Origin of the sequence: Halomonas pelophila (assembly GCF_040196315.1) — a bacterium.
GTDB classification, from domain to species: Bacteria; Pseudomonadota; Gammaproteobacteria; order Pseudomonadales; family Halomonadaceae; genus Halomonas; species Halomonas pelophila.
Map to the genome: position 1 here is coordinate 36,309 of NZ_JBEGCI010000015.1, position 11,733 is coordinate 48,041.

10 protein-coding genes are annotated in these 11,733 nt (G+C 68.0%); 3 read left to right on the forward strand and 7 right to left on the reverse strand.

Translation table 11 applies throughout. The features are described 5' to 3' along the window. Positions 1 to 17: 17 nt before the first annotated feature. From ABE957_RS15370 to leuS, 5 genes are all read right to left on the reverse strand, one after another. Entirely contained in the window at positions 18 to 902 is an 885-nt protein-coding gene (locus ABE957_RS15370) for a PA2778 family cysteine peptidase (protein WP_349759542.1), read from the reverse strand. A gap of 106 nt (positions 903 to 1,008) precedes the next feature. Beyond that, entirely contained in the window at positions 1,009 to 1,404 is a 396-nt protein-coding gene (locus ABE957_RS15375) for a PA2779 family protein (RefSeq protein WP_349759573.1), read from the reverse strand. Positions 1,405 to 1,791: 387 nt separating this feature from the next. After that, positions 1,792 to 2,850: a DNA polymerase III subunit delta gene (gene holA, locus ABE957_RS15380; protein WP_349759543.1), complete on the reverse strand. Its 1,059-nt coding sequence runs from the start codon at positions 2,848 to 2,850 to the stop codon at positions 1,792 to 1,794. Between the two features lie 54 nt (positions 2,851 to 2,904). After that, positions 2,905 to 3,396 carry an LPS-assembly lipoprotein LptE gene (locus ABE957_RS15385; RefSeq protein ID WP_349759544.1) on the reverse strand — a complete coding sequence of 164 codons (492 nt, stop codon included), beginning with the start codon at positions 3,394 to 3,396 and terminating at the stop codon, positions 2,905 to 2,907. A gap of 41 nt (positions 3,397 to 3,437) precedes the next feature. After that, entirely contained in the window at positions 3,438 to 6,056 is a 2,619-nt protein-coding gene (gene leuS / locus ABE957_RS15390; RefSeq protein ID WP_349759545.1) for a leucine--tRNA ligase, read from the reverse strand. A 235-nt stretch (positions 6,057 to 6,291) separates the two neighbouring features. On the opposite strand from leuS, the gene ABE957_RS15395 reads away from it, so the two are divergent. Next, positions 6,292 to 6,807, forward strand: coding sequence for a zinc ribbon-containing protein (locus ABE957_RS15395; protein ID WP_349759546.1), 516 nt, complete (start codon positions 6,292 to 6,294; stop codon positions 6,805 to 6,807). A gap of 141 nt (positions 6,808 to 6,948) precedes the next feature. Here ABE957_RS15395 and ABE957_RS15400 read toward each other — a convergent pair whose 3' ends face one another. Together ABE957_RS15400 and ABE957_RS15405 are read right to left on the reverse strand one after the other, a co-directional pair. Continuing rightward, a complete protein-coding gene (locus ABE957_RS15400; RefSeq protein WP_349759547.1) occupies positions 6,949 to 8,277 on the reverse strand; it encodes a hypothetical protein in 1,329 nt (442 codons plus the stop codon). Positions 8,278 to 8,380: 103 nt separating this feature from the next. Beyond that, positions 8,381 to 9,274, reverse strand: a complete 894-nt coding sequence (locus tag ABE957_RS15405) for a LysR family transcriptional regulator (RefSeq protein WP_349759548.1) — start codon at positions 9,272 to 9,274, stop codon at positions 8,381 to 8,383. Between the two features lie 315 nt (positions 9,275 to 9,589). Between ABE957_RS15405 and leuC the strand changes: the two genes are divergently transcribed. Together leuC and leuD are read left to right on the forward strand one after the other, a co-directional pair. Continuing rightward, on the forward strand, positions 9,590 to 11,050 hold the full coding sequence (gene leuC, locus ABE957_RS15410; protein WP_349759549.1) for a 3-isopropylmalate dehydratase large subunit: 1,461 nt from the start codon (positions 9,590 to 9,592) through the stop codon (positions 11,048 to 11,050). 3 nt (positions 11,051 to 11,053) lie between these two features. After that, a complete protein-coding gene (gene leuD, locus ABE957_RS15415) occupies positions 11,054 to 11,707 on the forward strand; it encodes a 3-isopropylmalate dehydratase small subunit (protein ID WP_349759550.1) in 654 nt (217 codons plus the stop codon). The last annotated feature ends 26 nt before the right edge of the window (positions 11,708 to 11,733 follow it).

Sequence of the window (11,733 nt, forward strand, 5' to 3'; positions counted from 1 at the left end):
TCATCAGGTCCGCGTCGTCAGATCCGCGTCGTCAGATCCGCGAGGGCCTCCTGGGCCTGGTTCTGCCAGGGGCCAGGCAAGGCGGCGGCCCGCTCGAATGCTTCTCGCGCCTCGTCGGTTTCCCCTCGCTCACGATGCAGCAGCCCTCGATTGAGCCAGGCAGCGGCGAGGTCGGGGGCCGCCTGCACGGCGTCCGCGAAGGCGGCCAGGGCGCCAGCATCGTCGCCGGTGGCATGGCGGGCGTTACCCAGCGCGAAATGGCCCATGGCAAGGCCCGGATGGCGCTCCACTAGAGCCTCCCAGGCGGGCAGGGAAGCCTGTGCGCCCTGTGCGCGCTCGAAGTCGGCGATTGCGTCCAGGGCGTCCTGACCGTCGCCGGTGGCCGGCAGCTCGCCCGGCGGCAGGGCGACGAAGGCCCAGCGGTCGCTGCGGGCCCAGGTGGCATCGAAGCGCTTGAAGGACTCGAGGCGCTCGGGTTCCATGCCGCTGTGCAGCGTCAGCGTCTTCTCGCCACGGTCGAAGCCGATGGCCACGGCATAGTGCCAGAGCGGCCAGGCAGGCAGCGAGAGGTTCTGCATTACCACCACCGGATGACCGGCATCGATCTCGGTCAGCAGGGCGTCGAGCGTGCCGTCGATCCGGAAGGGGATGCGGCCCTGGCGGCGCACAGTGCCCAGCATCTCGGGCTGGACGCTGCCCTCCCGCCCGGGCAGGAAGACCTGCGGGATCAGGGTGTCGACCGCCACCGGCACGCCGGAGGCGTTGAGCACCATGGCCAGCGACGCGGGGCCGCACTGGTAGTCGCGCTGCCCGTGGAAGGGGACGTCCTCGAGCAGGGTCTGCCGCGGCAGATCGCGCTGGGTGGACTCGGCCAGCCGTGGCGTACTGGCGCAACCGGCCATTACGAGCATCGTCAGTACCAACGCGAGAACGCCCGCGAGGCGGGCGTTCTGGAGGGCGGCACTGACACGATGCCTGTCAAGGCATGCCATCATGCGGGGCTCTCACTCAACGCGTGAACGGGAAGACGTTGGTCAGGCCGAGGATGTCGGTGACCAGCAGGATCACGAAGACGGCGAACAGGGCGCCGACCACGCTGGCCCCGGCGGGGAGCTGCTCGAGTTGATCCGCCATCTGGGCGGCTTCCGCGTCGGAGAGGGCGGCCACGCGAGCCTCCACTTCGGCCGGATCGACGCCCTGGGCGACCAGCTGCTCCTGGACGTCGTCGCGGGCGAGGACGGCGTGGATGCGTTCGCGATCGCCCTGCGACCGCTCGGCCGTCAGCACGTCCTGGGTGGTGATCAGGTCGCTGCCCGGGCTCACCGGGGCCGCGGCCACCGGCAGGCTGCCCAGCACCAGGGCGGCGATCAGCAGCGGGCTCAAGTAACGGCAGATCTTCTTCATCATGTCGGTGTTCCTTCTTCTTGGGTTGGGCTTCCGGCTCCAGGCTCCGACGTACCTGCTTCCCTGCAGTCCGCCGAAACGATGCGATGCCTGACCAGTATAGGATGAAATGATGTGAAATTTCATGCCCTTGTCGCGCCCCTGTGGGGTCTCCCCACGAATGAGGTGACGATATCGACATGTTCGAAAGTGTTTGTTCCTCATGCGAGCACGGTGCCGCGCCCTTGGGGTCTGACCCCGCTACTGCGTGTTGCGCCAACCCTCTGATATTACTGAGCCATCAACGACTTGGGGGTCAGACCCCAAAGGCTACGCCGAGCTTTCGGGCATCCACCGGGAATAGAACTCTCAGGGGCTGATCCCAAATGGCCTGTCGTTCCCACACAGCTATCCGACCCGGTAGGAGGAGGGCAGCTCGGCGAGTAGGCCTCGTCCACCGGCCAGCGTCAGTGCCAGGTCGTGCAGGCCATCCCAGAGGGGGACGCTGCTTCCGCCCTTGATGGCCAGGTCCAGGCGCTGGGCGAAGAGCAGCAGCTTGTGCAGCCGTTTCAGCGGCAGCCGGGCGATGGCCTGCTGGTAGGCCGGGCGCCGCTTCTCGAAGATCGGCGGCTTCTGAGCCTTGCAGGCATGCTCGAGACTCTGGCCCTGATCCAGGTGCTGGTGCAGGGAGAGCAGGATGCGCAGCTCCCGGGCCAGGGCCCACAGCACGATGGGCGCCTCGACCCCCTCGCCGCGCAGGCCGGCCATGATGCGGGCGACGCGGGTGCGTTCGCCCTTGAGGCAGGCATCCATCAGCGTGAAGACGTCATAGCGGGCGCTGTCCTCTACCCCCCCGGCGACCTCGCGGGGGCCGACGCGTGCCCCCGCGGGCAGCATCAGGGCCAGCTTCTGCAGTTCCTGGTCGGCGGCCAGCAGGTTGCCCTCGGTGCGCTCACCGAGCAAGCGGGCGGCGTCGAGATCCAGCGAGAGGCCGTGGCGACCGGCCCGGTCGCGCAGCCAGTAGCCCAGGCGGGAGGCGTCCACCGGCCAGACCGGCACGAACAGCCCGACCTTGTCCAGCGCCTTGAACCAGGCGCTCTTCTGCTCGCGATAGTCGAGCTTGCCGGTGGAGAGCAGCAGGATATCCTCGCCGTTCTGCAGGGTCTCGGCGTACTCCCGCAGCGCCTTGCCCCCCTCCTGGCCCGGCTTGCTGCTGCCCAGGCGTACCTCGATGAGGCGGCGCGTGGCGAACAGCGACAGGCTGGCGGCCGCCTCGGTCAGGCGCCCCCAGGCGAAGTTGGCCTCGACGTGCAGGACCTCTCGCTCCTCGACGCCTCCCTGGCGGGCCGCACGGCGCACGGCGTCGCAGGCCTCCATGTGCTGCAGGGGCTCCTCGCCGGCGACGATCACCACCGGGGGTAGCTTCTTGGCCAGTGCATCCTCGAGCTTGTCGGCAAATACCTTCAAGAGAGTACCTTCACGTTAGTCCTTTCACGACAGCTCCCCGTCACGCCTGCACCCTCATTGATCGTTCAAGGCGCGCAGGCGGTCCATCAGCTGCCGGGTCGCCTCACTGCGCAGCCGCTCGCGGGCGGTCTCGCGCTCGGCATCCTGGGCCAGCAGCTCGTCGTCGTTGACCGTCAGGCGTTCACGGACTTCCAGGCGCTGCTGGTCGAGGAGGTAGGCGCCATCGGCACGTCGCTGGACCGAGAACGGCACCTCGAGCGTCAGCTCAAGCTCGCGAGGCCCGCTGTCGAGACCGCCCAGGCGCCGCTCGCGAAACGCCTCATTGCCCAGGTTGAGCACTCTCGAAGCGTCGTCGTCCACCCGGGTGCCGGCGCCCTCGAGTCGCCGAGTAACCAGGCGGCGAAGGTCGGTCTCCGGCCCCGCCAGGGCCAGGGCGTCGAGGCTCACCAGCGGCTGGTCGTAGCCGCGCAGGCGAAAGCCGCAGCCGGCCAGCGCCAGGGTGGCGCCGGCGGCGAGGCCGAGGCGCAGAAGGTGTCGGCGCTGCATGGGTCAGTCTCCCGTCTGGCGCGATGAAGGGGGCGTGGCGATCAGCCGACCACGATATTGACGAGCTTGCCCGGCACGACGATCACCTTGCGCACGCTCTTGCCCTCGAGGTGGCGCTGGACGTTCTCGGCGGCGAGGGCCTGGGCCTCGATGGCGGCCTTGTCCGCGGAGGCCTCGACCTCGATGCGCGCCCGCAGCTTGCCGTTCACCTGCACCACCAGTTCGATGCTGTCGCGCGCCAGGGCCGATTCATCCACCCGCGGCCACTCGGCGTCGATCGCAGGCTCGGTGTGGCCGAGCGCCGCCCACAGGGCGTGGCAGGCGTGGGGCGTGATCGGGGCGAGCAGCAGCACGCAGGCCTCCACCGCCTCGCGCGACACGGCGAGCCCCTGGGGCGAGACGTCGTCGAACTTCGAAATCGCGTTGGTCAGCTCCATTACCGCGGCGATGGCGGTATTGAAGGTCGTGCGGCGACCGATATCGTCGCCGGCCTTCTTGATGGTCTCATGCGTCTTGCGGCGCAGGTCGCGCTGGTCGTCACTCAAGTTCGCGGTGAGCGCCTTGGCATCGAGGGTGGCCGGCGTGCCCGCTTCGAGATGCTCGCTGACCAGGCGCCACAGGCGCTTGAGGAAGCGGCTGGCCCCCTCGACGCCGGAGTCGGACCACTCCAGGGACTGTTCGGGCGGGGCGGCGAACATCATGAACAGGCGCACGGTGTCGGCGCCGAAGCGGTCGATCATGGATTGCGGGTCGACGCCGTTGTTCTTGGACTTGGACATCTTCTCGATGCCGCCCATCTCCACCGGCGTTCCGTCCTTCACCAGCACGGCGCTGACCGGGCGGCCCTTGTCGTCGCGCTTGACCTCGACGTCGGCCGGGTTGAACCACTCCTTGCCGCCGTTCTCGGTGGGGCGATAGAAGGTCTCGGCGATGACCATGCCCTGGGTGAGCAGGCGCTGGAAGGGCTCGTCGGTCTCGACCATGCCGAAATCGCGCATCAGCTTGTTGAAGAAGCGCGCATAGAGCAGGTGCAGGATGGCGTGCTCGATGCCGCCGATATAGAGATCCACCGGCAGCCAGTAGTTGGCCCGCTCGTCGAGCATCGCCTCCTGGTTATCGGCGCAGCAGAAGCGGGCGAAGTACCAGGACGACTCCATGAAGGTGTCGAAGGTGTCGGTCTCGCGGGTCCAGCCGTCGCCCAGGTCGGAGAACGCCGGCATGCGCTTGAGCGGCGAGCCGGTAGCGTCGACGGTGACCTCCATGGGCAGGGCGACCGGCAGCTCCTCGTCGGAGAGCGGCACGGTCTGGCCCTCGGGGCCGTACTTGACCGGGATCGGCGCGCCCCAGTAGCGCTGGCGGGCCACGCCCCAGTCGCGCAGGCGGAAGTTGGTCTTCACCTCGCCGCGGCCGAGCTCGGCGAGTCGCTGGGCGATGGCCTCGAAGGCGGCGTCGAAGTCCAGGCCGTCGAACTCGCCGGAGTGGATCAGGGTACCGTAGTCGTCGTGGGCGCCCTCGGAGAGGTCCGGGGCCTCGCCGTTCGCATCGGCGATCACCGCCTCGATGGGCAGGCCGTACTTGGTCGCGAACTCCCAGTCGCGCTGGTCGTGGCCGGGCACCGCCATCACCGCGCCGGTGCCGTACTCCATCAACACGAAGTTGGCCACATAGACCGGCACCTCGCTGCCGGTGAGGGGATGCACGGCCCGGTGGCCGGTCGGCATGCCCTTCTTCTCCATGGTGGCGAGCTCGGCCTCGGAGGTGCCGCCATGGGCGCACTCCTCGACGAAGGCGGCGAGCTCAGGGTCGCCCTCGGCGGCCTGCTTGGCCAGCGGGTGGCCGGCGGCCACGGCGACGTAGGTCACGCCCATCAGGGTATCGGGACGGGTGGTGTAGACCGACAGCGGCTCGGCGGCGGCGCCGTCGGATGCCTGGATGTCAGAGCCCTCAGCGGGCTTGATATCGAAGGTCAGCTCCACGCCGCGCGACTTGCCGATCCAGTTGCGCTGCATGGTCTTGACCTGCTCGGGCCAGTCGATCTTGTCCAGGTCGGCCAGCAGCTCCTCGGCGTAGTCGGTGATCTTGAGGAACCACAGCGGGATCTCCTTGCGCTCCACCGGCGCGCCGGAGCGCCAGCCGCGGCCATCGATGACCTGCTCGTTGGCGAGCACCGTCTTGTCGACCGGATCCCAGTTGACCGTGGACATCTTCTTGTAGACGAGACCCTTCTCGACCAGCTTGGTAAAGAACCACTGCTCCCAGCGGTAGTAGTCGACGTCGCAGGTGGCGAACTCACGGCTCCAGTCGTAGGCGAAGCCCAGCGCCTTGAGCTGGCGGCGCATGTAGTCGATGTTGTCGTAGGTCCACTGGCCCGGCGGTACCCGGTTCTGGATGGCGGCGTTCTCCGCCGGCATGCCGAAGGCGTCCCAGCCCATGGGCTGCATGACGTTCTTGCCCTGCATGCGCTGGTAGCGGGAGACCACGTCGCCGATGGTGTAGTTGCGCACATGCCCCATGTGCAGCTTGCCGCTGGGGTAGGGGAACATCGACAGGCAGTAGAACTTCTCGCGGCTGGCGTCTTCCACCGCCTTGAAGCACTGGTTGTTGTCCCAGAACTGCTGGGCGTCGCGTTCGGTCTCGTGGGGCTTGTACTGTGCGTCCATCGCTCTCTTCGGGTACCTTGCAAGTCGAGCGCAGCGCCTTTGCGCCGCGCATGTCAGCGGCCCTTGCCCGGGGTCAAGGTCGGGCGCCCGTGCGGCGCGAAACCATTGAATTACCGGCGGGATGTCGTCTAAATGGAATAACTGGCTAACCGTTAGGATACCCCAGCACGGCGGGCGGCGGCTACGGGCAGCGCCGCCGACACCGCACGCCCCGTCGCGTCATAAGGAGAGCACCATGAGCGAGCAACAGGATTCGCACCACGACCACCGCCTGCGCGAGGGCTATGAGCGCATGCTCGAGCGGCTGCGCGAGGGCGCCGACGAGCTGACCTGGGAGAACCTGCAGCAGGAACTCGATGATGCGGTGGAGTTCGAGGCCGAGCTGGAGGAGTTCACCAAGGACGAGCTGTCGCTGCTGCGCGCCTGGGTCGAGCGCGACCTCAAGGAGATGCGTCGCTACCTGGGGGCTGGTGGCGAGGGTGTGGCCGCCTGGCTGGGCATTGATCTCTCCATGCTGTCACGCAAGGTGGTCGACTCGCTGCTCTCCATTGCGGATCGCAGCGTGATCGAGCGCGAGCGGCTCGAGGAAGACCTGGAGGCGTCGCGCGCCGACTATAGCGTCGGCGAGATGGCGGCGCCGGGGCGCATGGCCTGCGTGCACTGCGACGCCATCGTCGAGCTCGAGGGGGTCACCCGGATCGAGCCCTGCCACCAGTGCGGCCACCGCTACTTCGTCCGCGCGCCGAAGTGATCTGAAGGATCGCCGCCGCTGCGCGGCGGATCGCGACGCCATCTCCGAGGCGTCGAACCGTTCGCTCCCACAAGGGCACGATGCCAGCCTCACATCGTGGGAGCGACATTGATGTCGTGACGTCCCCGCAGCGCCATCGTTCTAGAGCAGGCGCTCCATCAGCAGGATCGCGACCAGGACCAGCCCGGTCATGGCCGTGGCATAGCCCAGGTTCTGGCGCATCATCCCGGTGGCGCTGACCCCGTAGCGACCCTGCAGCGAGAGATTGATGCCCGACAGCGGCCCGACGCTGGTGCCCACGGCCCAGGATGCAAGGGCCACGAAGGCAAACAGGGTCTGGTCCTGAGCGTCGAGGTCGAGCATCGAGGCGAGCACCGAGACGCCGATGATCGGGTGCAGGCCGGCCACGGCGCTGGCGACGATGGCCAGGAAGCTGGCCATGGCCTGCGCCGGGCCGAAGCGGGCAAAGAGCGTCCAGTCGCTGTCGGTGGCGGCGCCGATGAAGGTCGAGAGCCCCACGGTCAGGAGTCCCGCACAGAGGAACAGCGAGATCTCGCCGCGCATCGCCGGCAGCCGGGTGATGGCGTGCTGGTGGACGCGCCGGCGCGTCCAGTTCAGGCCCCGGGGCAGGTTGGCGAGCAGCGCCATCCCGGGCATCAAGAAGGTGATGATGCTGACGATGGAGAGCTCCGGCGTCAGACCAAAGTGGAACACCATCACCGTGGCCGCCATGCTCACCGGCATCAGCAGGCTGCGTGGCGATAGCGAGAAGCCGGCGGTGTCGGCCAGTTCGAAGCGCTGCGAGAGCTCGCCGACTGTCAGCATCCCCGCGGCCATGGCCAGCGGCAGCCCGAAGGCCAGGATGGTGGCGTAGTGCATCTCGGGGGCCAGGGTCATGACCACCCCCATGGAGGCGAAGAAGGGCGACCAGAGCGCTGCGCTTGAGAGGCCGCGATTGAGGCCGAGCAGCTGCGGCGTGGTCAGCGGGCCGCGCCGCTCCAGGCGATCGCCGACCATGAAGACCGTGGAGAGGTTGAGGATCGAGCCGAGCAGGTGCACGCCGAGCCAGGTGCCGAGCACGCCGCGGGCGCCGGTCAGGGCCTTGCCGGGCGGGCGCGAGCGGCCGCGCAGGTTGCCGATCAGGCCGATGAAGCTCACGCCCACGAGCATCGCGACCACGAAGGTGTTGCCGTCGAGGATGCCCGCCCAGTCGACCTCGGCGCCCTGCCAGGCCTCTGCCAGTACCAGTAGCGCCAGGCCGATCACGGCCAGCAGGCCCGCCTGGCGGCGAGTGCGCCTCGGGATGTCCTTCCAGAGCAGCGCCGTCGCCAGCCACAGGCAGTAGCCCACCAGATGATCCAGTGGCGCGAGTCCGCTGAACTTCAGGATCTGCGCCAGTAGTCCGGTGAGGATCAGGCCGCCGGCCAGGGCGTGGCGCGGCACCAGGGGTGGGGGAGTGTGGGCAGGCACAGCAAGGATCCGTCGCAAATGGTGAGCAGTCTAAACAATTCGTCACCGGGCTGTCTCGATCGCATCGCTGCGCCTTCGTAAACCGTAACGCGCTGGGGCGTGATCAGCGCCATGCCCGGGCGGCCGGCTCCCGAGCGTCGTCGAGCTGTGCGAGCATCGCCCGGGCGGCGTTGGAGCGGGTGCGGCTGCGGTGGACGAGATAACCCAGCGGGCGATGGATCGGTGGGTGATCCACCTCGAGCACGTGCAGCTCGCCCGCCACCAGGCGCTCGGGCAGCAGGCTCCAGCCCAGGCCGATGGCGGTCATCATCTTCAGGGTCTCCAGGTAGTTGGTGGAGAGTGCCACCGGCAGCTTGAGCCCGGCCGCGGCGAAGCGTGACTCGATCAGCCCGCGGGTGAAGGTCAGCGGTCCCGGCAGGACCGCATCGAAGGCGCAGAGCTCGTGCAGCCCCAGCCTGCGGCGCCCGGCCAGGGGGTGGTCCGGGCCGCAGACGAAGCACAGCCGATCGATCCACACCGGCACCACCTCGAGCTGCGGGTCCGGGTGCGGGGCGAGGGTCACCACGGCGATCTCCAGTTCGCCGTCCAGCACCCCCTGATAGGCCTGCTCGGAGTCCAGGAAGTGCAGATCGAGGCGCACCTCCGGGTGCTGGTCGGTATAGGCCTTGAGCAGCGGCGGCAGCCGGTGCAGGCCGATATGGTGGCTGGTGGCCAGGGTGAGGCTGCCGGCCACGCTGTCCTCCAGGTTGCCCAGCGCCCGGCGGCTGTCGTCCACCATGACGAGTATCTGGCGGGCTCGGGGCAGCAGCACCCGTCCCGCTTCGGTGAGACTGACCCGCCGGCCGATGCGATCGAAGAGCCGGGCATCGATCTGTCCCTCCAGCACCGCGATGCGCTTGCTGACCGCCGGCTGGGTGAGATGCAGCTGCTCGGCGGCGCGGGAGAAGCTGCCGCTGTCCGCCACGGCCAGGAAGGCCTGCAGGCTCTGGGTATCCATGGGTGGGGCTCCGTGGGAATCAGAAGGATTCCTTTATGGAATCCAATCCATAAATAACATGAATTGCTTTTATGGGCGATGGGCGGGAGACTGCAGTCATAGCGCCGACCGGGCAAGCGCCGAAGAATGATAACGAAGCGTGACGCAAGCGGCGCCGGGGACAGGGGGTAGCGGAGGTCATTTGCCATGGATGGCAAATGTAGCGCCCAGGGACGGGTTTACAGCGCCTCCGCATGCCCTTGTCGCCGGCAAAGCCGCGAAGCGCGGTCGACGACCGGATTCCAGTGAGAGGGCCTACGCGCCCGGGAGAATGACATGGCAGGCCAGACACTCTACGACAAGCTGTGGTCGCAGCACCTCGTCAAGGAGCGCGGTGATGGCACCGCGCTGATCTACATCGACCGCCAGCTGCTCCACGAGGTAACGTCGCCCCAGGCCTTCGAAGGGCTGCGCCTGGCGGGCCGCGCGCCGTGGCGCCTCGACGCCAACCTGGCGACCCCGGATCACAACGTGCCCACCACCGTGAAGGAGCGGGCCGAGGGCAACGCCGGCATCAAGGACCCGGTGTCGCTGATCCAGGTGCAGACCCTCGACGATAACTGCGTCGAGTTCGGCATCGAGGAGTTCAAGATCAACGACCCGCGCCAGGGCATCGTCCACGTGGTGGGCCCGGAGCAGGGCGCGACCCTGCCGGGCATGACCGTGGTCTGCGGCGATTCCCATACCGCGACCCACGGCGCCTTCGCGGCGCTGGCCCACGGCATCGGCACCTCCGAGGTGGAGCACGTGCTCGCCACCCAGTGCCTGCTGGCCCAGAAGATGAAGAACATGCAGGTGCGCGTCGAGGGCACCCTCGGCACCGGCGTCACCGCCAAGGACGTGGTGCTGGCGATCATCGGCCGCATCGGCACCGCGGGCGGCACCGGCTACGCCATCGAGTTTGCCGGCAGCGCCATTCGCGAGCTCTCCATGGAAGGGCGCATGACCGTGTGCAACATGGCCATCGAGGCGGGCGCGCGGGTCGGCCTGATCGCCGTGGACGACACCACCATCGATTACCTGCGTGATCGTCACTATGCCCCGACAGCCGAGCAGTGGGACGCCGCCGTTGCCGACTGGCGCGATCTGGTCTCCGACGCCGATGCCCGCTTCGACACGGTGGTAACCCTGGACGCCGCCGAGATCGAGCCGCAGGTCTCCTGGGGCACCAGCCCCGAGATGGTCACCGGCATCTCCGGCGAGGTCCCCGATCCCGCCGAGGCCGTCGACGAGACCATGCAGCGCGGCTACACCCGGGCACTCGAGTACATGGGGCTCTCGGCGCGGCAGAAGATCACCGATATCCGCCTCGACAAGGTGTTCATCGGTTCCTGCACCAATTCGCGCATCGAGGACCTGCGCGAGGCGGCCAAGGTGGCGCGCGGCAAGAAGGTGGCCGACTCCATCAAGCTCGCCATGATCGTGCCGGGCTCGGGCCTGGTGAAGCGCCAGGCCGAGGCCGAGGGCCTCGACAAGGTGTTCATCGAGGCGGGCTTCGAGTGGCGCGAGCCCGGCTGCTCCATGTGCCTGGCCATGAACGCCGACAAGCTCGGCGCCGGTGAGCATTGCGCCTCCACCTCGAACCGAAATTTCGAGGGGCGCCAGGGCTTCGGCGGTCGCACCCACCTCGTCAGCCCGGCCATGGCGGCGGCCGCGGCGATCGCCGGTCACTTTGTCGATGTAAGAAGCCTCGATGTCCGCCCGTTCGACGCTTCATCCGCTGCCCAGGAGGCCTGAGCCATGAACAAGTTTGTACGCGCTGAGGGCCTCGTGGCCCCGCTCGATCGGGCCAACGTCGACACCGACCTGATCATCCCCAAGCAGTTTCTGAAGTCGATCAAGCGCACCGGCTTTGGCGTCAACCTCTTCGACGAGTTGCGCTATCTCGACGAGGGCCAGCCGGGCCAGGACGTCACCCATCGCCCGATCAACCCGGACTTCGTCCTCAACCAGTCGCGCTACCAGGGCGCCAGTGTGCTGCTGGCGCGTCGCAACTTCGGCTGCGGCAGCTCTCGCGAGCACGCGCCCTGGGCGCTGGAGGACTTCGGTTTTCGGGTGGTGATCGCGCCGAGCTTCGCCGACATCTTCTACAACAACGCCTTCAAGAACGGCCTGCTGCTGGTGCCGCTCCCCGAGGAGACCATCGATCGCCTGTTCGCCGAGGTCGAGGCCAGCGAGGGCTATCGCCTCGACGTGGACCTCGAGCACCAGCGGGTGATCACGCCTTCCGGCGAGATCCTCGAGTTCGAGGTCGACGCGTTCCGCAAGCACTGCCTGTTGGAAGGCCTCGACGACATCGGCATCACCCTGAAGGACGAGGACGCCATTCGTACCTTCGAGGAGAAGCATCGCGCCGCGCGGCCCTGGTTGTTCCGCGATAGCGCACAGGCCTGATCGAAGAGATTGGATGTTATTGCCAG